General features: G+C 57.4%; 21 protein-coding genes. 10 read left to right on the top strand and 11 right to left on the bottom strand.

Annotation, left to right across the window (positions count from 1 at the left end; genetic code table 11):
• Window positions 1–40: 40 nt before the first annotated feature.
• The 3 genes from cybB to INF58_RS06790 form a co-directional block, all read right to left on the bottom strand.
• A complete protein-coding gene (gene cybB, locus INF58_RS06800) occupies window positions 41–571 on the bottom strand; it encodes a cytochrome b561 (protein WP_193527325.1) in 531 nt (176 codons plus the stop codon).
• A gap of 87 nt (window positions 572–658) precedes the next feature.
• Window positions 659–2098, bottom strand: a complete 1440-nt coding sequence (aldA, locus tag INF58_RS06795) for an aldehyde dehydrogenase (RefSeq protein WP_063866765.1) — start codon at window positions 2096–2098, stop codon at window positions 659–661.
• 198 nt (window positions 2099–2296) lie between these two features.
• Entirely contained in the window at window positions 2297–3091 is a 795-nt protein-coding gene (locus INF58_RS06790; RefSeq protein ID WP_193527324.1) for a YdcF family protein, read from the bottom strand.
• Window positions 3092–3482: 391 nt separating this feature from the next.
• On the opposite strand from INF58_RS06790, the gene INF58_RS06785 reads away from it, so the two are divergent.
• The 4 genes from INF58_RS06785 (at window position 3483) to INF58_RS06770 (ending at window position 9094) form a co-directional block, all read left to right on the top strand.
• On the top strand, window positions 3483–4802 hold the full coding sequence (locus INF58_RS06785) for an MFS transporter (RefSeq protein WP_193527323.1): 1320 nt from the start codon (window positions 3483–3485) through the stop codon (window positions 4800–4802).
• Between the two features lie 158 nt (window positions 4803–4960).
• A complete protein-coding gene (locus INF58_RS06780; RefSeq protein WP_063451390.1) occupies window positions 4961–6616 on the top strand; it encodes an MFS transporter in 1656 nt (551 codons plus the stop codon).
• Between the two features lie 19 nt (window positions 6617–6635).
• The gene (locus INF58_RS06775; protein WP_063866768.1) at window positions 6636–7718 is read left to right on the top strand and encodes an HlyD family secretion protein; all 1083 of its coding nucleotides are present in this window, start codon (window positions 6636–6638) and stop codon (window positions 7716–7718) included.
• Entirely contained in the window at window positions 7715–9094 is a 1380-nt protein-coding gene (locus tag INF58_RS06770) for an efflux transporter outer membrane subunit (RefSeq protein ID WP_063866769.1), read from the top strand. The genes INF58_RS06775 and INF58_RS06770 overlap by 4 nt, the downstream gene beginning before the upstream one ends.
• A 129-nt stretch (window positions 9095–9223) precedes the next feature.
• Here the strand turns inward: INF58_RS06770 and hrpA are convergent, their stop codons facing one another.
• The gene (gene hrpA, locus INF58_RS06765) at window positions 9224–13126 is read right to left on the bottom strand and encodes an ATP-dependent RNA helicase HrpA (RefSeq protein WP_193527322.1); all 3903 of its coding nucleotides are present in this window, start codon (window positions 13124–13126) and stop codon (window positions 9224–9226) included.
• Between the two features lie 204 nt (window positions 13127–13330).
• Between hrpA and azoR the strand changes: the two genes are divergently transcribed.
• Together azoR and INF58_RS06755 are read left to right on the top strand one after the other, a co-directional pair.
• Window positions 13331–13936, top strand: coding sequence for an FMN-dependent NADH-azoreductase (gene azoR / locus INF58_RS06760; protein WP_063451395.1), 606 nt, complete (start codon window positions 13331–13333; stop codon window positions 13934–13936).
• A gap of 90 nt (window positions 13937–14026) precedes the next feature.
• Window positions 14027–14713 carry an RluA family pseudouridine synthase gene (locus INF58_RS06755; protein ID WP_193527321.1) on the top strand — a complete coding sequence of 229 codons (687 nt, stop codon included), beginning with the start codon at window positions 14027–14029 and terminating at the stop codon, window positions 14711–14713.
• 7 nt (window positions 14714–14720) lie between these two features.
• Here INF58_RS06755 and INF58_RS06750 read toward each other — a convergent pair whose 3' ends face one another.
• On the bottom strand, window positions 14721–15260 hold the full coding sequence (locus INF58_RS06750; protein WP_063451397.1) for a DUF2058 domain-containing protein: 540 nt from the start codon (window positions 15258–15260) through the stop codon (window positions 14721–14723).
• Window positions 15261–15429: 169 nt separating this feature from the next.
• Between INF58_RS06750 and INF58_RS06745 the strand changes: the two genes are divergently transcribed.
• Both INF58_RS06745 and INF58_RS06740 read left to right on the top strand, forming a co-directional pair.
• A complete protein-coding gene (locus INF58_RS06745) occupies window positions 15430–16404 on the top strand; it encodes a DUF1852 domain-containing protein (RefSeq protein WP_107535307.1) in 975 nt (324 codons plus the stop codon).
• Between the two features lie 27 nt (window positions 16405–16431).
• On the top strand, window positions 16432–17460 hold the full coding sequence (locus INF58_RS06740; RefSeq protein WP_063866773.1) for a methionine synthase: 1029 nt from the start codon (window positions 16432–16434) through the stop codon (window positions 17458–17460).
• A 3-nt stretch (window positions 17461–17463) separates the two neighbouring features.
• Here INF58_RS06740 and INF58_RS06735 read toward each other — a convergent pair whose 3' ends face one another.
• On the bottom strand, window positions 17464–18396 hold the full coding sequence (locus INF58_RS06735) for a LysR family transcriptional regulator (RefSeq protein ID WP_063866774.1): 933 nt from the start codon (window positions 18394–18396) through the stop codon (window positions 17464–17466).
• Window positions 18397–18493: 97 nt separating this feature from the next.
• Between INF58_RS06735 and INF58_RS06730 the strand changes: the two genes are divergently transcribed.
• Together INF58_RS06730 and INF58_RS06725 are read left to right on the top strand one after the other, a co-directional pair.
• On the top strand, window positions 18494–18928 hold the full coding sequence (locus INF58_RS06730) for a DMT family transporter (protein ID WP_193527320.1): 435 nt from the start codon (window positions 18494–18496) through the stop codon (window positions 18926–18928).
• Between the two features lie 4 nt (window positions 18929–18932).
• Window positions 18933–19391: a DMT family transporter gene (locus INF58_RS06725; protein ID WP_193527319.1), complete on the top strand. Its 459-nt coding sequence runs from the start codon at window positions 18933–18935 to the stop codon at window positions 19389–19391.
• Here the strand turns inward: INF58_RS06725 and INF58_RS06720 are convergent.
• The 5 genes from INF58_RS06720 to INF58_RS06700 are packed head-to-tail and all read right to left on the bottom strand — an operon-like array spanning window position 19388 to window position 22860.
• Window positions 19388–19921 (bottom strand): DUF3833 domain-containing protein, encoded by a 534-nt coding sequence (locus INF58_RS06720; protein WP_193527318.1) that lies wholly within the window; start codon window positions 19919–19921, stop codon window positions 19388–19390. The genes INF58_RS06725 and INF58_RS06720 overlap by 4 nt on opposite strands.
• Window positions 19918–20442 carry a hypothetical protein gene (locus INF58_RS06715; RefSeq protein WP_193527317.1) on the bottom strand — a complete coding sequence of 175 codons (525 nt, stop codon included), beginning with the start codon at window positions 20440–20442 and terminating at the stop codon, window positions 19918–19920. The genes INF58_RS06720 and INF58_RS06715 overlap by 4 nt, the downstream gene beginning before the upstream one ends.
• A complete protein-coding gene (locus INF58_RS06710) occupies window positions 20439–20924 on the bottom strand; it encodes a DUF2878 domain-containing protein (RefSeq protein ID WP_193527316.1) in 486 nt (161 codons plus the stop codon). Before INF58_RS06710 ends, INF58_RS06715 begins: the two co-directional genes overlap by 4 nt.
• Window positions 20921–22141, bottom strand: a complete 1221-nt coding sequence (locus tag INF58_RS06705; RefSeq protein ID WP_063866779.1) for a cyclopropane-fatty-acyl-phospholipid synthase family protein — start codon at window positions 22139–22141, stop codon at window positions 20921–20923. The genes INF58_RS06710 and INF58_RS06705 overlap by 4 nt, the downstream gene beginning before the upstream one ends.
• Window positions 22138–22860, bottom strand: a complete 723-nt coding sequence (locus tag INF58_RS06700; RefSeq protein ID WP_193527315.1) for a DUF1365 domain-containing protein — start codon at window positions 22858–22860, stop codon at window positions 22138–22140. Before INF58_RS06700 ends, INF58_RS06705 begins: the two co-directional genes overlap by 4 nt.

Here is a 22860-nt window from a genome sequence, read left to right as displayed (position 1 = left end):
AGCGAAAAAAATGCCCTGCGGACTGGCAGGGCATTATCGTTTACTGACGCTTTTTCGGCATCATGCGCAGTAGCGTGTTGTCTTTCCAGAAGTAGTGATGCATTAGCGCGGCAAAGGTGTGCAAACCAATGACGAAATAGCCCAGATTCGCCAGGGTCACGTGCCACTCTTTTAGGCTGTCCACCAGGTCAAAATTCCCCTCCGCCGCATGCGGCATCGTCAGGCCAAAGGCAAACCAGTCATTTCCCCGGTTATACATCATCACGATGCCGATCAGCGGCAGCGCAATGAACAGCAGGTAGATAACCAGGTGCCCCAGATGAGACAACCCGGTGATCATCGCTTTTGGCTTCGGTTGAATAGGCGGAGCCGGGAATTTAAGGCGAATAAGCAGGCGCGCCACCATCAGCACCAGGATGCTGATCCCGCAGGAAACGTGGATCATATTAATGAGCGGACGATCGCTTCGCGGGAACCATCCCCTGAACTCCATGGCGCAATAGGCCATAATAACTAACAGAAAAACCAGCCAGTGAATGCTGATTTGCAGACCCGTATATTTTGTGCGCATGTCGTTTCCCGATAAATAACAACTAACGCGCCAACATAACCACCTTTCCTGAAAATGTGAACCCCCTCGCACGGAGGGGGCTCTTGATTACGACTGCAAATAGACCACCTGCGTCTGCAAATACTCATTCAGACCGTGTTTACCGTCCGCCCCGCCGATACCGGATTTCCGCCAGCCCGCATGGAAGCCCTGCATCGCTTCAAAGTTTTCGCGGTTAATGTAGGTCTCACCGAACTTAAGCCCTTTAATGGCTTTCATGGCGACGTTCAGATCCTGCGTATAAACAGACGAGGTTAAACCGTAGTCACTGTCGTTGGCCATTTTCAGCGCCTCTTCCAGCGTGTCGAAAACCACCACGGGCAGCACCGGACCAAAGGTCTCTTCGTGCATGATGGTCATGTCCTGACGCACGTCCAGCAGCAGCGTTGGGGGATAGAAATACCCTTTGCCTTCTGCTGCCTTACCGCCAAGGACAACTTTTGCCCCTTCCTGCACCGCGCGCGCCACCTTCTGCTCCACGCGCTCCAGCGCGGCGGCGTTGATCAGCGGCCCCATGGCAATGTCGGTTCGTTCCGCCGGATTGCCGAACTGGACGGCTTTCATGGCCTCGCCCAGACGATTGACAAAGCGGTCGTAGATCCCTTTCTGGACGTAAACACGTTCAGCGCAGTTACAGACCTGTCCGGTGTTGATAACGCGTGAATCGACAATGGCCTTCACCGCCAGCTCGAGGTCGGCATCGTCCATCACGATAGCCGGTGCTTTACCGCCCAGCTCCAGCCCCACTTTGGTGATGTTTTTCGCAGCCGCTGCCATGATCTTCTCGCCCGCCCCGACGCTGCCGGTCATGCTTACCATCGCCACTTTCGGGTTCCCGGCCAGCTCCTGTCCAACGGTTTCACCGCGGCCCAGCACCAGGTTAAAGACGCCTTTCGGCAGGCCAATCTCGTCGACGATTTTGGCGAACGCAATGGCGTTGTTTGGGGTAAATTCGCTCGGCTTGATAACGATGGTGTTGCCGGTGATCAGCGCGGGGGCGAGCTTACGGGCGATCAGGAAGAAGGGAAAGTTCCACGGCAGGATGCCGGTGGTCACGCCGAGGGCGCGTTTAAACACCAGAATATTCTCGCCCGGACGGTCGCTCTGAATGATTTCCCCTTCATAACGGCGCGCCCACTCGGCCATATAGTCGATATAGTCAGCGGTAAAGTTCACTTCCACTTCCGCCAGCTGCTGGATCTTGCCGCCTTCGGCCACAATCAGCGCGCTGATTTCACTGACGCGCTCGCGGATCCCGGCGGAAATTTTGCGCAGCCAGCCTGCGCGTTCAATGGCAGGCAGCGCCTCCCAGCCAGCCTGCGCGCGCTCTGCCGCATCAATGGCTTTGCGGGCATCCTCGGCGCCGCCGTCGGGAATACGGGAAATGACCTCTTCCGTGGCCGGATTGATCACGTCAATCCATGCATCACCCTGCCAGGCAACAAACTGTCCATCGATATACATAGGATGTTGTACGGGTACTGTCATAACCTGCTCCTGTAATTACACTGTTTTCAACAAGTAAACTTATTGTTAAAAACTATAATTACCGGGGCAAATGCCTACTGTATGAGCCTGTTTTTGTGAGATATCTCATAAAAGAAACGGGTCAGCACGCTTAAGGAATTACAAATCGGCAACATGAGATGCCCGTTTGCGTAAAAGATGGCGCAAACGGGCAGATCGCTACAGCAGAGAACGGCTCACCAGCGCGTCGGTGAGGATGACGTCGTTTCGCAAGGTCTGCCACGCCGACTCCACCTCGGCGGGGATGTCGACGTGGGCAATAAAGTCACGCCCCGCCGGACCGTAGCCGTTAATGTCGTCCCTTAATCGCGGAAGTTCACCCAGCACCAGCGACAGGTAGCGCTCTACCGGCCATAACCCCTCAACCGGGCCGCTAAAGACCAGACCGTCGTCGCTGTTTTGCAGCACCGGGGTCAGGCCGGGGTGACTCACCCAGGCGGGCGATACGCTCTCGTCGCGGCATACGCGGGCAAACGTAGCCATTGTGCGACGCTGCATCGTCGGGTCCTGCACCACCAGCACCCGTGCGGCGTTCAGGCCGGATTGTTTCATTAACGCCCAGCTGAAGCGGGCGTTTTCCCCGCAGTTGGTGGACTGGTCCTCAACGTGCAGTTTCTCAGCCGGAATATTCCAGAACTCGCGGGCAATGTCGGCCAGGATAGCCGCCTCGGCCCGCCCGGTGGTGGGTATCCTGTTGTAGCGGGGGTGTTTCGCAATCGCGGCGTAAAGGAAGGTCGTCGAGTGACCGATCCCGCCGCTGATGATCAGAGGAACACCCTGTTCAGCCGCGATTTTACAGGCAGCATCAATCGCGGGAATAACCGCGTTACCCGCCAGAATCACCAGATCAACGGGCTGGTTGTCCTGATAGTCATCCTGAGCAAGCCACGCCCCGACGGTATTCACGGCGTCGAGGGTTGTGCCAGGCAGACAGGGGAAAAGTGCCATTGTCATCGTTACCTCCTTACAGCATTCATCTTTAGAGTACTTCACGCAACGGGGTTGAAAAGGAGATCACTCTGAAAGCGGAGGTGCTCATTACGCGGCATATTTGTCATTTTGATGAAATAACCAGAAACATCCAAAAACAATTGGGTTGCACCCTGGGTTTGTGCTTTTGATTATCTGCCCTTCAATACATCCTGCCAAAACAGCGTGCTGAAAAAGCACCTGTTGCTGCTTAATCCAGCGTGATCTGACCCGTTTTAGTTCTGGCTGACTTGCCAAATGTAACATCCAACCCTAAGTTTCTTAACAATTTAACAACCATTACACACCGACAGGTTGCACCTGAAGCGCGCCAGGTAACACCTCTATTATCATCCACGTGGCGGAGTTTTGAGTCATGACACAACATGAGAGCACGACAACGGTATTGCGGAAAAACAAAAAGGTATTAATTGCCAGTCTTACGGGAAGTTCTATTGAATGGTTTGATTATTTTCTCTATGGCACCGCTGCCGCCCTGGTGTTTAACAAGATTTTCTTTCCGATGGTCGACCCGGTAATCGGGCTGATCCTCTCCTATCTCTCCTTCTCGTTGACCTTCTTTATTCGCCCCATTGGCGGCGTTCTCTTTGCACATATCGGGGATCGTATCGGTCGCAAAAAAACGCTTGTCCTCACCCTTTCATTGATGGGAGGTGCAACCGTGATGATTGGCCTGCTGCCCACCTACGACATGATCGGGATGTGGGCGCCCGCGTTGCTGATCCTGATGCGTATTATTCAGGGGATGGGTATCGGCGGTGAATGGGGTGGCGCGCTGCTGCTGGCTTACGAGTATGCGCCAGAAAAACGCAAAGGCTTCTTCGGCAGTATTCCGCAGGCGGGCGTTACCATCGGCATGTTGATGGCAACATTTATCGTCTCGCTAATGACGCTCTTCAGCGAAGAGGATTTTCTCTCCTGGGGCTGGCGCATTCCGTTCCTGCTCAGTTCCGTGCTGGTATTATTGGGGCTGTGGATCCGGAAAGATATTGACGAAACGCCTGATTTCCAGAAAGTGAAAAAATCCGGTCAGGTTGCGAAAGCTCCGCTGCGCGACACCCTAAAACACCACTGGCGTGAAGTGCTAATTGCCGCCGGGCTTAAGGTTGTTGAGACAGCACCGTTCTATATTTTCTCCACGTTTGTCGTGAGCTACGCCACTACCACCCTGACCTATCAGAAATCCCAGGCGCTGGAGGCAGTAACTCTTGGCGCACTGGTCGCCACTATCATGATCCCGCTGATGGGGCTGCTCTCCGACAGGGTTGGCCGCCAGCGAATGTACTCCGTCAGTGTCTTCATGCTCGGCCTGTTTATCGTGCCCTGGTTTATGCTGCTGAATACCGGTACCACTTGGGGAATTGTGCTCGCGACCGTTATCGCTTTTGGCGTACTGTGGGCACCGGTGACGGCAGTTCTCGGGACGCTCTGCTCTGAAATTTTCAGTGCCAACGTTCGCTACACCGGTATCACGCTGGGATATCAACTTGGGGCCGCGCTGGCGGGTGGAACGGCACCGCTAATAGCTACCGGACTGCTGGCGAAATACGACGGCGACTGGGTACCCGTGGCCTGGTATCTGGGCGTGACGGTTGCTATCTCCCTCGTTGCAATTTTTTGTGCAAGCCGCATCAACCGTGAACGCCACCTTCAGGCGCAGCCGGAACAGCGATAATATTTTTGCGGCTCCGTTCGCGAGCCGCACTTTTTCTTCATTACTCCCTCTACATTCGATTAACATACAATAATCGTATTCACTTGAATTATGATTTGCGGCAACCGTAGAATCATTAGCCCGCTCACAATTCAACTTTTTGAAAGGTAAATCCCGTTATGCGCCTGCCCCAACGCGATCCTTATGCTCCTCGCGAGTGGCAGCCACACGAGAAACCCGCCCTGCTGGGTTCCCCTTCCACCCCGGAACATCCCACCCCAAAACGGATCGCCTATGGCGTGGTCGGCCTGCTGGTGTGTTTGACCGGGGCGCTGGGTAACGCGGTCGTCACCGCCAATCTGCAAAATCTTCAAGGCACCTTCGGCGCCTGGTCGACCGAAATCGCCTGGCTGCCTGCGGTCTATGTTATGACCAACGTCTCCATAAACCTGCTGCTGGTGAAGTTTCGCCAGCAGTACGGTTTACGCGCGTTTACGGAAGGCTTCCTGGTGCTGTATGTGCTGGTCACCTTTTTCCACCTGTTTGTGAACGATCTCAGCTCGGCGCTGATGGTGCGTGCGGCGCACGGGATGGTCGCCGCCGCGCTCAGCTCGCTCGGCATTTATTACCAGATACAGGCCTGGCCCGCGAAGCATCGACTGAAGGCGCTGACCATCGGCATTACCGGATCGTCGCTGGCGATCCCGCTGGCGCGGCTGTTCTCCACCGAGCTGTTACAGCTTGACGAGTGGCGTGGACTGTACTTCTTCGAACTGGGTCTGGCCCTGATATCGCTGGCCTGCGTGATGGTGCTAAAGCTGCCCCCGGGCGATCGGCGCAAAGTTTTCGAGAAGAAAGATTTCATCACCTTCTTTTTGCTGGCACCCGGCATGGCGCTGCTGTGCGCGGTTCTGTCGTTAGGGCGCCTGGACTGGTGGTTTGAAGCGCCGTGGATCGGCTGGGCGCTGGCCCTCTCGCTGGTGCTGATTGTCTCAGCGATTGTGTTTGAGCATAACCGCAGCAACCCGCTGCTCAATACCCGCTGGCTCTCCAGCGGCAGCATCGTACGTCTGGGGCTGATTATGCTGCTGATCCGCATCGTGCTGGCGGAGCAGAACACCGGCGTCATCGGCTGGCTGCAATATGTAGGCCTACAGAATGAACAGATGACCCATCTGGCATGGGCTATTTTCGCCGGGATTGTCTGCGGTATCGTCACCAGTTGCCTGACGATAAAACCCACTAAACTGGCCTGGCCGATTATCACCTCGCTGGCGCTGATGATTATCGCCTCGCTGCTGGACAGCCAGTCTAACAACCTGACCCGACCGGATCAGCTAATGTTCAGCCAGTTCCTGCTGGGCTTCGGCAGCGCTTTCTTCCTCGCGCCTGCGATGCTGGCCGCCATTGGCGGGGTGATCGCCGACCCGCGCAACCTGGTCAGCTTTTCCGTGATGTTTGGCATGAGTCAGAACCTTGGGGGCCTGCTGGGTTCCGCGATCCTCGGCACCTTCCAGACCTGGCGCGAGAAGTACCATTCCAGCCTGCTGGCCGACCAGCTCACCACCCTGAACCCGCTGGTGAACGAACGTATTCAGCTTTACACCCAGATGTATAAAAGCCTGATTGGCGACAGTTCCCTGCTGGGCACCCAGGCCATTACCCAGCTCCAGACGGTGACGGCGCTTGAGGCAAATATTCTGGCTTACAACGATACTTATTTACTGACGGCGAGCATTGCCACTGCCACGCTGGTCTGGATTTTATGGCGCTTGCTGCGCCTGCGCATTACCGCCCGTATGGCCCTTAAGAACGCCACCGGCAATAAGTCATGATTATTTTTCAGGAGAGGTTATGAGTCAGCAGGATGCCGCCAAAGAGCAGGCCAACACCCGTAAAAACGTGCGCGTCGTGTCCATTTTCACCGCCGCGGCCATCGGTATTGTCGGGGTGCTGGTGATCCTTTATGCCTGGCAGTTGCCTCCGTTCACGCGTCACGCGCAGTTCACCGATAACGCCTACGTGCGCGGCCAGACAACGTTCATCAGTCCACAGGTAAACGGCTACATTACCGAGGTACACGTTCAGGATTTCGTGCAGGTTAAAAAAGGCGATCTGCTGTTGCAGATTGATGACCGGATCTATCGCCAGCGCGTCCATCAGGCCGAGGCGCAGCTGGCAATGAAAATCGCTGCCCTGAACAACAACCTGCAACAGCGTAAAAGTGCGGAAGCGGTGATTGCCAGAAACGAGGCGGCGTTGAAAAACGCCCGTGCCCAAAGCCTGAAAACCCAGGCGGATCTGAGGCGCGTGAAGGATCTGACCGCAGACGGCTCCCTGTCCATCCGCGAGCGCGATGCAGCGCTGGCGAGTGCCGCGCAGGGTAGCGCCGATATCGATCAGGCAAAAGCGACGCTTGAGATGTCGCGCCAGGATTTACAAACGGTCATCGTTAATCGCGGTTCGCTGGAAGCGGACGTTGAAAATGCCAAAGCCGCCCTTGAACTGGCGCAGATCGATCTGCAAAACACCCGAATTGTCGCCCCGCGCGACGGCCAGCTCGGGCAGGTTGCGGTGCGTCTGGGGGCGTACGTCACTGCCGGGACGCACTTGACCACGCTGGTTCCGCCGCAGCACTGGGTGATCGCCAACATCAAAGAGACGCAGCTGGCGAATATACGCGTCGGCCAGCCGGTGAAATTCACCGTCGATGCGTTAAACGATAAAGCCTATCAGGGGCGCGTAGAGAGCATTTCCCCGGCCACTGGCGTGGAGTTCAGCGCTATCACCCCGGATAACGCCACGGGCAACTTTGTCAAAATCGCCCAGCGCATCCCGGTGCGCATTGAGGTTCTCGGTGAGGCGGAGGAGTACCAGCTGCTGCGCCCTGGCATGTCGGTGCAGGTCACCATCGACACGCGGGAGGCGAAACAATGACGCTTCGCCCGATAGCTGGCCTGCTGATGATGGCTATCCTGGCGGGTTGCCAGTCGGTAGACGTTGAGCCCGCCACATCGTCACTGCACATTCCGGCCCAGTGGCGCGCCACGTCGGGGCCGACCAGCCCGGCAGAGCAGCTCTGGTGGCGCAATTTTCACGACAGCAATCTGAACCGCTATGTGGATCAGGCGCTGAAGAACAACAGCGACGTGCTGATTGCCCGCGAGCGGATTAATGAGTATCAGGCCCGGGTGTACGCTGCCGACGGCAGCCTGTTTCCGTCGCTAGATGCGGGCGTGACGGGAACGCGCGGGCGTTCGCAGTCCGCCGCCACCGGGCTTCCGGTATACGGTACGCTGTATAAAGGTAGCCTGACCGCCAGCTACGACGTGGATATCTGGGGCGTAAACCGCGGCACCGCCCGTGCCGCTGAAGCATCGCTGGAGGCACAAAAAGCGGCGGCTGCGGCGGCAGATCTTACCGTCGCGTCGTCGGTGGCCTCCGGGTACGTTACCCTGCTGTCGCTGGATGAACAGCTTCGCGTGACCCGTTCCACGCTGAAGTCGCGTGAAGAGGCATTTAACCTTGCTAAACGGCAGTTTGAGACGGGATACAGCTCTCGCCTTGAGCTGATGCAATCGGATTCTGAGCTGCGCGCCACCCGCGCGCAGGTTCCACTTCTACAGCACCAGATTGCGCAACAGGAGAATGCGCTTAGCCTGCTGCTTGGCGGCAATCCGGGTGACGTTCCGCGCGGTGAAAGCTTCGACGCCCTGACGCCGCTGAAACTGCCTTCACAACTGCCGTCGACGTTACTTAACCGACGTCCGGATATCGTCCAGGCGGAACGTCAGCTCGTTGCGGCGGACGCGACGCTGGCGTCATCGCGCGCCAGCCTGCTGCCGTCGATCAACCTCACGGCCACGGGATCGGTGCAGGATCGCACGCTGTCGGGGTTGCTGGATAACCCCCTACAGCTCTGGAGCGTGGGCGGCAGTATTCTTGCGCCGCTGCTGAACCGTCAGGCGCTGAATGCACAGGTAGATATCTCTCAGTCCCAGCGCAATCAGGCGCTGTACAGCTACGAAAAAACCGTTCGTAACGCGTTTGTCGAGGTGAATGACAGCCTTGATGCCATCACCCGCTATCAGGAACAGCTTACCGAGCTGCTGGCACAGCAGCAGGTCGCGCAGGAGACGCTGCGGATTGCGCAAAACCGCTACCGCAACGGGTACTCTTCCTATCTGGATGTGCTTGACGCGCAGCGCACCTTATTCTCGGTGCAGACCAGCGTGGTACAGGTGAAAAATAACCTGCTGCTGGCGCAAATTGATTTGTATAAAGCGCTGGGCGGCGGTTGGGCCAGTGCGTGAAAACATGCCGGGTGGCGGCTACGCCTTACCCGGCCTACATGTCTGGTGATGGTGGAACGCGGCCACGCCTCACTAGGCATACACATGCTTCCGTAGGCCCGGTAAGCGCAGCGCCACCGGGCAAAGGTTTTAGCCGGAGATCTGCTCCATCGCCTGCAAGATACGCTTGTCCGAAATCGGGTACGGCGTGCCCAGCTGCTGAGCGAAGAAGCTGACGCGCAGCTCCTCGATCATCCAGCGGATCTCCTGCACGTCGTCATCCTCCCGACGCGCCGGCGGCAGTTTGTTCAGCCACTGCTGCCATGCCTGCTGCACGTTTTCGACTTTCAGCATCTGCGCCCGGTCGCGATGCGGATCGATCGCCATTTTCTCCAGACGTTTTTCAATCGCCTGCAAATAACGCAGCGTATCGCCCAGCCGCTTAAAGCCGTTGCCGGTCACAAAACCGCGATAGACCAGCCCGGCCATCTGCGCCTTGACGTCCGACAGCCCCAGCGCCATGGTCATATCCACCCGCCCTTTCAGGCGCTTGTTGATAGTGAACACGGCGGTGAGGATCTGCTCGACCTGTTTCGCAATCTCTACCACGGTGTCGTTCAGCTCGGCGCGAACCTTTTCATGAAGCTGAGCAAAGCCCTCTTCCGTCCAGACCGGACCGCCCGCCTCGTGGATCAGCTTATCCACGCCGCAGGAGATGCAGTCGTCAATCAGATCCAGCACTTTGCCGTACGGGTTAAAGTACAGCCCCAGCTTGGCTTTGTTCGGCAGCTTCTCGTGCAGATACTTAATTGGCGATGGGATGTTGAGCAGAAGCAGTCGACGCAGCCCGCGCCACATCATCTGCTGCTGCTCCTGCGGATTGTCAAAGAGCTTAATCGCCACGCTGTCGCGCTCATCCACCAGCGCAGGCCAGGCTTTCACCTTGTAGTTCCCGCGCTTCTGCTCGTAGCTTTCCGGAAGCTGACCAAAGCTCCAGATATGCAGCCCGCTCTGCTCGATACCGTCGTCCGCCACGGCAGACAGGGTCTCCTGCACTTTGCCCTTCAGGGCGTCCTTCAGTTCCGAAAGCGAGCGGCCTTCAAGCAGCTTTTTGTTTTTATCGTCCACCACGCGGAAGGTGATTTTCAGGTGATCGGGCACCTGATCCCAGTTCCAGTCCTCGCGGTCAATGGTGGTCCCGGTCATACGGCGGAACTCGCGCTCAAGCGCGTCCAGCAGCGGCAGCTCCAGCGGCGTGACGCGGCCTAAAAAGGCTTCGGCGTAGTTCGGTGCTGGCACAAAATTGCGCCGTACCGGCTTCGGCAGCGACTTAATCAGCGCAATCACCAGCTCGCGGCGCAGGCCGGGAATTTGCCACTCAAACCCGCTCTCTTCCACCTGGTTTAACAGCGGCAGCGGAATGTGCACCGTCACGCCATCGGCATCCGCGCCCGGCTCAAACTGATAGGTCAGCCGCAGCTTGAGGTTCCCCTGATGCCAGAAGTTCGGGTAGTCGAGCTTGCTGACCGACTCCGCGCCCTCTTTGATCAGCATGCTCTTTTCGAAGTTGAGCAGGTCCGGGGTCTCTTTGCTGGCTTTCTTCCACCAGCTGTCGAAATGGCGCGCCGAGATCACATCGTGGCTGATGCGCTGGTCGTAAAACTCAAACAGCGTCTCGTCGTCCACCAGAATGTCGCGGCGGCGGGACTTGTGCTCAAGCTCTTCCACCTCGGCGCGCAGCTTCAGGTTTTCGCGGAAGAACGCGTGGCGCGTCTGCCAGTCGCCCTCCACCAGCGCATGGCGGATAAACAGCTCGCGACTTAACGCCGGATCGATCTGGCTGTAGTTAACCTTCCGCGCAGCGACCACCGGCAGGCCATAGACGGTGACTTTTTCGGTTGCCATCACCGCGCCCTGCCCGCGCTCCCAGTGCGGCTCGCTGTACGAGCGTTTCAGCAGGTGCTGCGCCACCGGTTCAACCCACTCCGGATCGATGCGTGCGGCAATTCGCCCCCACAGACGGCTGGTTTCCACCAGCTCGGCAACCATGGTCCACTTCGGCGGCTTTTTGAACAAGCCCGAGCCCGGGAAGATGGAGAATCGCGCGTTACGTGCCCCGGTATACTCCTGCTTATCGGCATCCTTCATCCCGATATGGGACAGCAGGCCGGTCAGCAAGGCGATGTGAATTTCGCGGTACTCCGCCGGTTCACTGTTCACCGGAATGCCCAGCTCTTTCACCACCTGGCGCAGCTGGGTGTAGATATCCTGCCACTCGCGCACGCGCAGGTAGTTGAGGAAATCCACCCGGCACTGACGGCGGAACTGATTCGAAGAGAGCGCTTTTTGCTGCTCGCCGAGATAGTTCCACAGGTTCACAAAGGCCAGGAAATCAGACTCTTTATCGTGGAAGCGACGGTGTTTTTCATCCGACGCCTGCTGTTTGTCCATTGGGCGCTCGCGCGGATCCTGAATGGAGAGCGCCGAGGTGATGATCATCGCCTCGCGCACGCAGCCATGCTTTTGCGCTTCCAGCACCATGCGCGCCAGACGCGGGTCGACCGGAAGCTGGCTAAGCTGACGGCCTAATGGCGTTAGCTTGTAGGCCGTCGCCTGCTCGTCGGTGGTGATGGCGCCCAGCTCTTCCAGCAGGCGCACCCCGTCCTGAATATTGCGCTTGTCCGGCGCTTCCACAAACGGGAAGGCGGCGATATCGCCCAGCCCCAGCGCGGTCATTTGCAGAATAACGGACGCCAGGTTGGTGCGCAGGATTTCGGGGTCGGTAAACGCCGGGCGCGACAGGAAATCGTCTTCCGAATAGAGACGAATACAGATCCCTTCCGACACGCGGCCACAGCGCCCCTTACGCTGATTCGCCGACGCCTGCGATACCGGCTCGATCGGCAGGCGCTGGACCTTGGTACGGTAGCTGTAGCGGCTGATGCGCGCTGTGCCAGGGTCGATCACGTATTTGATGCCCGGCACGGTGAGCGAAGTTTCGGCCACGTTGGTCGCCAGCACGATGCGGCGCCCGCCGTGCGGCTGGAACACGCGGTTCTGCTCGCTGTTCGACAGGCGCGCGTACAGCGGCAGGATCTCAGTATGGCGCAGGTCGCGCTTGCTGAGCGCATCGGCGGTGTCGCGAATTTCGCGCTCGCCGCTCATAAAGATCAGAATGTCGCCCGAACTCTCGTTGCCCAGCTCGTCGACGGCATCAAAGATGGCCTGAAGCTGGTCGCGATCGGTATCGTCCGCCTCTTCAACAATCGGGCGATAGCGCACTTCCACCGGATAGGTGCGGCCCGACACTTCAATAATCGGCGCGTTGTTGAAATGTTTTGAGAAGCGCTCCGGGTCGATGGTCGCGGAGGTGATGATGATTTTCAGATCCGGACGGCGCGGCAGCAGCTCTTTCAGGTAGCCGAGCAGGAAGTCGATGTTCAGGCTGCGCTCGTGCGCTTCATCGATGATGATGGTGTCGTATTGCATCAGCAGACGATCCTGCTGGATTTCCGCCAGCAGAATACCGTCGGTCATCAACTTAACCATGGTGTTGTCGCTGACGCGATCGCTGAATCGCACCTTGTAGCCGATGCAGCCGCCCGGCTCCGTTTGCAGCTCTTCGGCAATACGGTTGGCCACGGTGCGCGCCGCCAGACGACGCGGCTGGGTATGGCCAATCAGCCCCTTCACCCCGCGGCCCAGCTCCATGCAGATTTTCGGCAGCTGGGTGGTTTTACCTGAACCGGTTTCGCCCGCGACAATCACCACCTGGTGGTCGCGCACGGCCTCAAGAATGTCCTGTTTTTTCTGGCTGACGGGCAGGTTTTCCGGGTAGGTAATCTCCGGGCGTGCGGCTTCGCGCAGCACAACCTTCCCTGCCGCCTGTTCAATCTCTTTGGCCATCTCCTGGTAAATGGCCTGTTGTGCATCAGGATTTTTAACCTTCTTAACGCCGTGCAGGCGGCGCGCAAACCGCTGTTTATCGCGCAGCATCAGCGAATTAAGCTGCTGCATCAGCATCGGGAAGGTCAATTTTTGTTGTTCTGTCATAGCGTTAACGGGCAGTGCACTGCCGGATAAAATCTCTTTTTAATGATTGCTATAGAGTACCACATCAACGCTTTTAGCGCCTTATTCAAAAAATTCGAACATAGACTTCGATATATTGCGCTATCCCTGTGGCAGGATTGTGAATAAAGTGTCAACAAGCAACGGGGCAACCCCCTTCAATCAAATACAAAACAGGAATTTCCCATGAGCAAAGTATTAGTGTTGAAATCCAGTATTCTGGCAGGGTACTCACAGTCTGGTCAGTTGTCCGACTATTTCGTTGAGCAGTGGCGCGAACAGCATACTGCGGATGAAATCACCGTTCGCGACCTGGCGGCAAACCCGATTCCTGTGCTGGACGGCGAGCTGGTTGGCGCGCTGCGTCCGAGCGATGCGCCTTTATCCCCACGTCAGCAGGAAGCCCTGGCGCTCTCCGACGAGCTGATTGCTGAATTGCAGGCGCACGACGTTATCGTGATCAACGCCCCAATGTACAACTTCAACATTCCTACCCAGCTGAAGAACTACTTCGACCTGGTGGCGCGCGCTGGCGTAACCTTCCGTTACACCGAGAACGGCCCGGAAGGTCTGGTAAAAGGTAAACGCGCTATCGTCCTGACCAGCCGCGGCGGTATTCACAAAGATACCCCAACCGACCTGGTGGCGCCGTACATGACCCTGTTCCTCGGCTTCATCGGCATTACCGACGTGAACTTTGTGTTCGCTGAAGGTATCGCTTACGGCCCGGAAGTGGCTACCAAAGCGCAGTCCGACGCGAAAGCCGCTATCGACAGCCTGGTCGCTGCCTAAGCTCTCTCCCTCTCACCGCCCGGTGGGAGGGTTTTTCTTTTCCTGCATATTTCGTTATCATCCGCACCCACTCTCCAGCCGGGCGGCCTGATGTCTGTCATTATCGATACTTTTATTGCACCACCCTGTCACGACGACATTGAGATCCTCTGGCAGGACGAACATCTGCTGCTGATCAACAAACCTTCCGGCCTGCTTAGCCTCTCGGGGAAAAATCCGCAAAACCGCGATTCCGTTCACCATCGTCTGGTGCAAACCTTTCCTGGCTGCACGCTGGTGCATCGCCTTGATTTTGGCACCTCGGGCCTGATGGTCATTGCGCGTAACAAGGCGATTAACGCCGCGCTTTGTCACCAGTTCAGCCAGCGCGCCGTGAGCAAGGTTTACACCGCCCTGCTGTGCGGACATGTGGAAGAGGATGAAGGGACAGTGGATGCGCCGATTGCCAAAGATCCGGCGCTGTTTCCGCTGATGACGATCTGTTCACTGACCGGTAAACCCGCCCGCTCCCGCTACCGGGTGGTGGAACGTGTAAACCAGGATACGAAAATGCCGTTAACGCGGGTGGAACTTATCCCGGAGACCGGGCGCACCCACCAGCTGCGCATTCATTGCCAGCAGTTAGGCCACCCTATTATGGGGTGCGATCTGTATGGTGGTCTGGAATGGCCGGGCGCCGAAGAAACGCCCCGGCTGATGCTGCATGCAAGCGTTCTGAGTTTTATGCATCCGCTGAGCGGCGAAACCATGAATGCCCGTCACGCCGCGCCATTCTGAACGAGATTTACCACATTAAATCGTCAGGGATTTTGAAGTCTGCGTACGGATCGTCTTCGTCCTGCTCTTCCTGACTCAGCGCGCTGTTTAGCACAATGCTGTCTGCATCGCGCTGGGCAATTTTATCCGCTACCACCGCCGGAATAATCGCATATTCACAGTCGCCATTCGCGTTAATAACCAGACGGGCAATGGCCAGACGACCGTTAATCAGCTGGGTTTGTGTCTGCTTATCGACATCGATTTTTTTGATCAGGTTGCCGTCGGTAAAGTTAAAGGTGATGTTGCCCCTCGCCACGGTAATGCGGTTCATCTCAATCAGCTGCTTCACCTGCGCCTTAAACTCTTTCGCCAGCACCGCCTGTTTTTGCTGTTCGCTCAGCTGCTTGTCACGCTCAAGCTGCGCTTTCTTATTCTCTTCAACGGCTTCTCTCGCCTCGCGAGCCTGGACGCGGGATTTTTTTGCCGTGCGCTGGACCTTCGCCATCTTTTTGCTGCTGACTAAGCCCGCTTTCAGCATCTGCTCTTGTAGGGTGAGTTTTGTCATGATCGTTTAAACCGGTTGGAAATGTCGGGGGATTATACCTGAATTGCGCAGTTCATGAAGAACCCTCATGACGCAGTGAAATTAAGTCACTTCCCCTGCGCCAGTGACTCAGGCATAAATTATGCATTGATAACGTCCCGGCAACATGAACTTAGGATGCATAACGAAAATGAGTCAGGCTTTCACATTTACCCTTAAGCGCAGTTGCTTTGATGAAAACTATAACCCGTCAGAAAACACGCGCACGACCACCAACTTCGCCAATCTCGCACGTGGGGAGAAGCGTCAGGAAAACCTGCGCAATACGCTGGTGATGATCAACAATCGCTTTAACGCGCTGGCGAGCTGGGATAACCCCAAGGCGGACCGCTACGCCGTCGAGCTGGAGATTGTATCGGTCGATATGAATATTGGCGGGGAATTTACCTTCCCGGCCATCGAAATTCTGCAAACAACGATTGTGGATAAAAAGACCGACGAGCGCATTGAGGGCATCGTCGGGAATAACTTCTCATCCTATGTCCGTGACTATGATTTCAGCGTCCTGCTGCTGGAGCACAATAAAGATCAATCCCGTTTTACCCTCCCCGAGAATTTCGGTGAGCTGCACGGCAATATTTTTAAGTGTTTTGTGCATTCTGCGGAATATCGGGAGAACTTCAAAAAAGCGCCGGTGATCTGCCTGAGCGTCTCCAGCAAAGATACCTACCGCCGCACCGGAAACCACCATCCGGTGCTGGGCCTGGAGTACCAGCCGGACGGCGAGTCGCTGACGGAGCAGTATTTCGCCAAAATGGGCCTTAAGGTTCGCTACTTCATGCCTGAGAACAGCGTCGCGCCTTTTGCCTTCTTCTTCACCGGCGATTTACTGCGTGATTACACCAATCTGGAGCTGATCGGCACCATCAGCACGATGGAGACGTTCCAGAAAATTTATCGCCCGGAAATTTATAATGCTAATTCCGCCGCGGGGCAGTGCTATCAGCCCGACCTGAATCAGCAGGATCACTCATTAACCAAAATCGTTTATGACCGTGAAGAGCGCAGCCGTCTGGCCATTGAGCAGGGGAAATATACCGAAGAGCGGTTTATCAAACCCTATAAAACCCTTCTTGAGCAGTGGTCTCAGCACTTCACGCTTTAATTTAATACGGATAAAAGGTTTCTACTTATGAAAACATTGCTCCCGACATCGACGGCTGGCAGCCTGCCGAAACCCACCTGGCTTGCGCAGCCGGAAACGCTCTGGTCGCCGTGGAAATTACAGGACGACGAATTACTGGCAGGGAAACAGGATGCGCTGCGTTTGTCTCTGGACGAGCAACTCCGCGCGGGGATTGATATCGTCAGCGATGGCGAACAAACCCGCCAGCATTTCGTTACCACCTTTATTGAACACCTGAGCGGAGTGGATTTTGAGAACCGCCAGACGGTGCGCATCCGTAATCGCTATGATGCGAGCGTGCCGACCGTGGTGGATGCGGTAGCACGCCAGAAACCGGTGTTCGTTGACGACGCGAAGTACCTGCGCCAGCTTACGGACAAGCCGATCAAGTGGGCGCTGCCCGGCCCCATGACCATGATCGACACGCTTTACGATGCCCACTATAAAAGCCGCGAAAAGCTGGCCTGGGAGTTCGCTAAAATCCTCAATCAGGAAGCGCGCGAGCTGGAAGCGGCAGGCGTTGACATCATTCAGTTCGATGAACCGGCCTTTAACGTCTTTTTCGACGAGGTGAACGACTGGGGTATCGCCGCGCTGGAGCGGGCCATTGAAGGGCTGAAGTGCGAAACCGCGGTACATATCTGCTACGGTTACGGCATCAAAGCCAATACGGACTGGAAAAAGACGCTCGGCTCCGAGTGGCGCCAGTATGAAGAGGCGTTTCCTAAATTGCAGACCTCGAAGATCGATATCATCTCGCTGGAGTGCCACAACTCGCGCGTGCCGATGGATCTGCTGGAGCTGATCCGCGGTAAAAAAGTGATGGTCGGGGCGATTGACGTCGCCACCCAAACCATCGAAACGCCGGAAGAGGTCGCCGATACGCTGCGCAAGGCGTTGCAGTTTGTGGATGCAGACAAGCTTTATCCGTCGACCAACTGCGGCATGGCTCCCCTTTCCCGCCAGGTTGCCAACGGTAAGCTCAAGGCGCTAAGCGCCGGGGCAGAGATCCTCCGCCGCGAGCTTGCTCGTTAATCCTCAGGTTTGCCAGTACAGCGGCGTACCGAACCGTTCAATATAGTAATCAATCACCGCCCTGACGTTCAGGGGCGGATGACGCGCGTTCGGGTAAATTGCCGCAATCGTCAGCGGCTCCGTGTTGATTGAACACTCCCTCTCCGGCAGCAATGCCACCAGCTCACCGCTTTTCAGCCGTTCGCTCACCATCCAGTCGGGGAAAAGCACAATGCCCATGCCGCCCAGCGCCGAAATCAGGAGCGTTTCCGCGTTATTGGAGGTCATCAACGGTACGACGGGATAGTGAACCCACGCCTCGCCCGGCAACCGGATCAGCCAGCGGTTAGGCCCGGACGATCCGCGGTACACCAGACAGCGGTGACGGCTAAGATCGTCCGGCTCCTCGGGCGCGCCATGTTTGCGCAGATAGTCCGGCGAGGCCGCCAGATGGTAGAACTGCTGCCCAAACACCCGGGCGTGAAACGAGGAGTCCGTCAGCGCGCCGATGCGAAAGATAACGTCCGCGGCGTCGCGGTGAGGATCGATAAAATCGTCGGTGAGGGTAAGTTCAACGGAGAGACGGGGATAACGCGCCAGAAGCCCAGGCAGGCCCGGCGCGATGTGCCGTTGTCCGAAAAAGACCGGGCCATTGATGCGCAGCGTGCCCGACGGCTCGCGGGCGCGTTCATCCAGCTCGCGTCGCGCATCCTCCAGGTTCCCGGCCATCGCCCGCGCATAGCGAACAAAAAGATGTCCGCTCTCTGTGGGCATAATCGCCCGCGTGTTGCGGTAGAACAGCTGTTGCCCGAGGGCGTCCTCAAGCTGGTGGATCACGCGTGAAACCTGCGACGCGGAGATCCCTTCCCGCCGCGCGACCACGGAAAAATTTTGCGTTTCGTATACGTCAATGAAGATCAGCAGCGCGCGAATGCTGATATGTCCGGCATCCATCATTAATGCATTTCCTGCACAGGTGTTTCCTGCATTATGGCATTTTTCTCAATGATGTTCAGACGTAATCTTCCCGCCTGGAAAAAGGAGAAAAAGCGTTATGCACATTATTTTAGTTTTACTGGTGATTGCCGGCGGCATGGGGCTGTCCGTGGAAGCCGGGCTGCTGGGGCCGCTGGGCGCGGAGGTAGGCGATCTGTGGGCTGCGTTCAGCATATTCAGCGCGGGAACGGGGCTGACGTTTCTGCTGATGCTGTTTTTCAGCCCGCGCAACAGCCCCTCATTTTTTGCGCAACCATCATGGCACCTGCTGGGCGGCGTGCTCGGTCCGGTTTACGTCATCATTCTCACCATTGCCACCCCGGCGATCGGCATCGCGATGACGATGATTGGCATTCTGGCCGGTCAGGTATTTAAAAGCCTGATTATTGACCACTATGGCCTGCTGGGTACGCCGCACCGCAGGATCGATACAAAACGCATTATTGCGCTGGGGTTTATCATTGCGGCGCTCATTCTCGTGGCTCAGGGGTAACGTTATGACAGTAATTATGATTATTCTGGCCGTGATTGGCGGCGCGACGCTGAGCATTCAGGCTGCCATTAACGGGCAATTAGGCAACAGCGTGGGGGTTTTCAAAAGCGCGTTTCTGACGTTTTCCGTCGGCGCGCTGGTGACCGCCCTGCTCATCTTCTTCTTTGAGCCGAAACAGGCGGTCAGCCTGATGGATGTGCCCAAATGGCAGCTTCTGGGCGCCCTGTGCGGCGTGCCTTATATCGTGATTATGGTGCTCGCGGTGCAGCGCATCGGCACCGCCGTTGCCACGGTAGCGGTGATCCTGGGCCAGCTGGCCATGAGCATGCTGATTGATAACTTTGGCTGGCTGAACAATGAAGCCATTCCGTTTTCAATGAGCCGTCTGGGGGCCGTGGTCTGCCTGAGTATTGCACTCTTCTTCATCTACTCAAGCAGTAAACCTCAGCCCGAAGAGAGTTAACCGCCCTCTTTGCGGGTAAATAACAGCGTCACCGTGGCGACGGTGACGCCAAATTTCTTCATCTCGGTCTTATTGAACAGACGGCTGCCGTCCTGCAAATACATCCAGTCATCGAAGTGCAACAGCCAGGTTTTGCCGTCCGCCTTCACGTTCATGCTGTAGCGCCAGTTAAGGGCATTGCCCGCCGCCTGGCCTGACGCCACACCCTCAATATCGCCCGCCGTGCCCTCGTAGCGATTCTGACCAACGCGGCGGATGTGCCACACGCGCTGCTGCTTCTCGCCGTCGTCGTAGACAAAATGCTCATTCAGGGTCAGCGTATCGCCGATAACATCGCCGGCGATCTCGACGTGGAAACGGCGGATCTGCTTACCGCTACGATCCTGAACCATCCCCCACGCTTCGGTTTTCCCCTGGAAATAGGTGAAAATATCCAGCGTCGGCTGCTGCTGACGATACTCTGTCACCTCGGTGCTGCATCCGGCCACCAGCATCGTCAGGGCAAGCGCCATTAACAGGAAACGTTTCATTTTGGTCCTCCGATTAACTGCTGACGCAGTTCAGGATACTCGGTGCGGGGATCGAGCCAGATCGCCAGAAAGCGCGAGCTAAACGCTGCCGACTGGCGTGGCCCGAGTGGCGTAAAGTTTTTCTGCGACGCTGTAGAGCGATACCAGAATTGCCCCTGTCCGTCCTTCAGCACAAACGCAAGCTGCGCGCCGGGCGTGACGTCGGGCCAGAGCGTGGACAGCATGCGTAGCCAGGCTTCACTCTGCGGCTCCTGCTGCAAAATGCCCTGCGCCTGCCACTGCTCGCGGGTCGCCTCGACCAGGTCGTCGGCAGCAATGTCGCGGGCGTAGGTAATAATCAGCGCGTTATCGCTGTCTATCCCCGCGTAGCGCCCGTCGGGCGTGAGAAGCTGAGAGGTATAGACGGTAAGCGGCCCCCAGGTGAGCGTGGCGTCGCCCACCTTGCGCCAGATCAGCCAGTCAGCCGCCTGCACGCTACAGGTGAATACGGTCAGCGCGAGCATGAATAACAGTTTTCTCATTGTTGTCTCCCCATCAGCAGGTGGAAAAACAGCATCAACACCAGCCAGCCCGGGATCATCCAGCTGACGACGATAAAGCTCGGTTCCAGAAACGTTATGGCCCCCAGACGCTCGCCGATCAGGTAGGCCACCGGCCCGCCCACGGTCGCCAGCGCCGTCAGCAGCCAGCCCGGCAGCGTTGTCGTGCGGGTTAGCTGCGTCCAGACGCAGGCAAACATCAGCCACAGCGCGACCATCCATAGCGGCATTAGCGACGCACCGGTAAAGGCAATCAGCCCGGTCAGCGCCCAGAGGGCGTCAAGCAGCGCGCCCGACGCAGCCAGCACAATGGCGTATAGCCGGTGCGAAGGTGGTAACAGCAGCCAGGCAAGCACCGCCAGCGCGATCCAGATGACCAGACCCTGCTCGCGAAACAGCACCACCAGCGTCCAGTAGAGATCGAACCCGATGGCCAGCAAAAAGACCTGCCCGTAGCGCTTCATACGCGTTCCGCAGTGAGCTGCACCACGCTGATGGTGCGGGCGTTAAACCCGGCTTCACAATAGCCGAAGTAGTACAGCCACATCCGGCGGAAACGTTCATCAAACCCGAGCTTTTCTATCTCCTGCCAGGCGTGAATGAAGCGCTGCCGCCAGTGGGCGAGCGTGCGGGCGTAATCCGGCCCCATATCAAAGAGGTTACGCACCACAAAATCCGTGTGGCGTGTCATCAGGTCATTCATGGCGGTGATGCTGGGCAAAAAGCCGCCGGGGAAGATGTAGCGCTGTATAAAATCGACGCTTTTGCTGTAGTCGCGGTAGCGCTGATCCTGAATGGTGATGGCCTGAATCGCCATCCTCCCGCCTGGACGCAGACGCGCCTGACAGGTGCGGAAAAACGTTGGCAGGTAGCGTTGGCCGACGGCTTCAATCATCTCAACCGACACCAGCTTATCGTACACCCCGGTCAGATCGCGGTAGTCGCAGAGCAGCACCTCAACGCGATCCTGCAAGCCTGCCCGCGCGATCCGCGCGGTGGCCCAGTGGTACTGCTCCTGCGACAGCGTGGTGGTGGTCACCCGACAGCCGTAGTGACGGGCGGCGTACTCCGCCATCGCCCCCCAGCCGGTGCCAATTTCCAGCAGATGATCGTTTGCGGTGAGCGCCAGCTGGTCGCACAGCCTCGCCATTTTTGCCTGCTGAGCCGCCGCCAGATCCTGTTCTTCCCCGGTAAACAGCGCGCTGGAGTACAGGAGTTGCTCATCAAGGAAATGGGCGTAAAAGGTGTTGCCGAGATCGTAATGGGCGGCAATATTTTCACGCGCCTGAGCGCGGGAGTTGCGTCGCGCCCAGTGCCGTAGCCGCTCCACCGGCTTCGCGAGCAGGCGAAACCCTTTTTCCAGTTGCCCGAGGATCTGGCTATTGCGCGCAATCAGCTCCAGCAGCGGCGTCAGGTGGGCCGTCTCCCAGTCGCCATCCATCCACGCTTCCGCCGCGGCAAGGCTGCCTCCCGTTAAAATGCGCCAGTAGACGCCCGGAGATCGCACCTGCACTTCGGCGTGAAGCGCGGCGGACGCGTCGCCGAAATGGAACGTCTGGGGCCCTTCACGGAGCGTCAGCGAGCCTCCGCGCAGGCCGTTCAGCAGGCGAAAAAGCAACCAGCGCGCGACGCGAGCGTTGCGCGGGATATCGGGTTCAAGCGCAAAGACGGGATCGGTCATGATCGTTCACTCCTGCTGAGGGGATGGTTATGCAGCGGCACGCGCTTGAGCCACAGCCTGAGCGCCTGCCAGTAAATGGCAAAAACGGTTTTAAGGGTCATCAACGGGATCCGCACCAGCATCGCCCGCAGCGCCCCACGCGTCAGCGGCGCCCGGCGTAGCGTCAGCGTGGCATCAAACACCTTCGTTTCCTGATGGTTTTCAATATGCATGCGCAGCGTGCTGTCCGGGCTGTTGAAGCGCCAGTGGTAAACCATGTCCATCGGATTGAAGGGCGAAACATGAAATGCTTTCTCCGTCGGCGGAGCGTCCTGCCCCGCCACGGCGTAGTAATGCCGTTCATTCCACGGCGTGTTACGCACTTCGGCGAGAACCCAGCACAGAGTGTCTTCGCCGTCATAGCAGTAGTAAAAATTGACCGGGTTAAAATGAAAGCCGAAATATCGCAGCTGCGTCAGGAGCATGATCCGCCCCGCCGGACGCTCTCCGGTCAGCTTTTCCAGTCGCTCAAGGACGCGCTCTTTGAGCGGCGTGCCCAGCGGGTAATCCGCATCATAAAAGGCCGCGGGCGCAAAGCGGTTTCGCCGCACACCGACGGAGGGCAGCCCGTCCAGCTCATCGAGATCGAGCCACGCCATAAACACGCTATAGGTAAAATGGTGTGCTTTCGGCGTAAGACGCCGATGGCGCAATGCACCGTGGTAAAGGCAACTGTTCAT

It is taken from the genome of Enterobacter cloacae complex sp. P24RS, from assembly GCF_014982165.1.
Classification (GTDB): domain Bacteria; phylum Pseudomonadota; class Gammaproteobacteria; order Enterobacterales; family Enterobacteriaceae; genus Enterobacter; species Enterobacter quasihormaechei.
Note: the sequence above shows the minus strand (reverse complement) of the source record. Positions and strands in the feature narration are given on the sequence as shown.

Coding starts and splice junctions, on each gene's coding strand:
- cybB (WP_193527325.1), bottom strand. CDS start 571: ATGCGCACAAAATATACGGGTCTGCAAATCAGCATTCACTGGCTGGTT.
- aldA (WP_063866765.1), bottom strand. CDS start 2,098: ATGACAGTACCCGTACAACATCCTATGTATATCGATGGACAGTTTGTT.
- INF58_RS06790 (WP_193527324.1), bottom strand. CDS start 3,091: ATGACAATGGCACTTTTCCCCTGTCTGCCTGGCACAACCCTCGACGCC.
- INF58_RS06785 (WP_193527323.1), top strand. CDS start 3,483: ATGACACAACATGAGAGCACGACAACGGTATTGCGGAAAAACAAAAAG.
- INF58_RS06780 (WP_063451390.1), top strand. CDS start 4,961: ATGCGCCTGCCCCAACGCGATCCTTATGCTCCTCGCGAGTGGCAGCCA.
- INF58_RS06775 (WP_063866768.1), top strand. CDS start 6,636: ATGAGTCAGCAGGATGCCGCCAAAGAGCAGGCCAACACCCGTAAAAAC.
- INF58_RS06770 (WP_063866769.1), top strand. CDS start 7,715: ATGACGCTTCGCCCGATAGCTGGCCTGCTGATGATGGCTATCCTGGCG.
- hrpA (WP_193527322.1), bottom strand. CDS start 13,126: ATGACAGAACAACAAAAATTGACCTTCCCGATGCTGATGCAGCAGCTT.
- azoR (WP_063451395.1), top strand. CDS start 13,331: ATGAGCAAAGTATTAGTGTTGAAATCCAGTATTCTGGCAGGGTACTCA.
- INF58_RS06755 (WP_193527321.1), top strand. CDS start 14,027: ATGTCTGTCATTATCGATACTTTTATTGCACCACCCTGTCACGACGAC.
- INF58_RS06750 (WP_063451397.1), bottom strand. CDS start 15,260: ATGACAAAACTCACCCTACAAGAGCAGATGCTGAAAGCGGGCTTAGTC.
- INF58_RS06745 (WP_107535307.1), top strand. CDS start 15,430: ATGAGTCAGGCTTTCACATTTACCCTTAAGCGCAGTTGCTTTGATGAA.
- INF58_RS06740 (WP_063866773.1), top strand. CDS start 16,432: ATGAAAACATTGCTCCCGACATCGACGGCTGGCAGCCTGCCGAAACCC.
- INF58_RS06735 (WP_063866774.1), bottom strand. CDS start 18,396: ATGATGGATGCCGGACATATCAGCATTCGCGCGCTGCTGATCTTCATT.
- INF58_RS06730 (WP_193527320.1), top strand. CDS start 18,494: ATGCACATTATTTTAGTTTTACTGGTGATTGCCGGCGGCATGGGGCTG.
- INF58_RS06725 (WP_193527319.1), top strand. CDS start 18,933: ATGACAGTAATTATGATTATTCTGGCCGTGATTGGCGGCGCGACGCTG.
- INF58_RS06720 (WP_193527318.1), bottom strand. CDS start 19,921: ATGAAACGTTTCCTGTTAATGGCGCTTGCCCTGACGATGCTGGTGGCC.
- INF58_RS06715 (WP_193527317.1), bottom strand. CDS start 20,442: ATGAGAAAACTGTTATTCATGCTCGCGCTGACCGTATTCACCTGTAGC.
- INF58_RS06710 (WP_193527316.1), bottom strand. CDS start 20,924: ATGAAGCGCTACGGGCAGGTCTTTTTGCTGGCCATCGGGTTCGATCTC.
- INF58_RS06705 (WP_063866779.1), bottom strand. CDS start 22,141: ATGACCGATCCCGTCTTTGCGCTTGAACCCGATATCCCGCGCAACGCT.
- INF58_RS06700 (WP_193527315.1), bottom strand. CDS start 22,860: ATGAACAGTTGCCTTTACCACGGTGCATTGCGCCATCGGCGTCTTACG.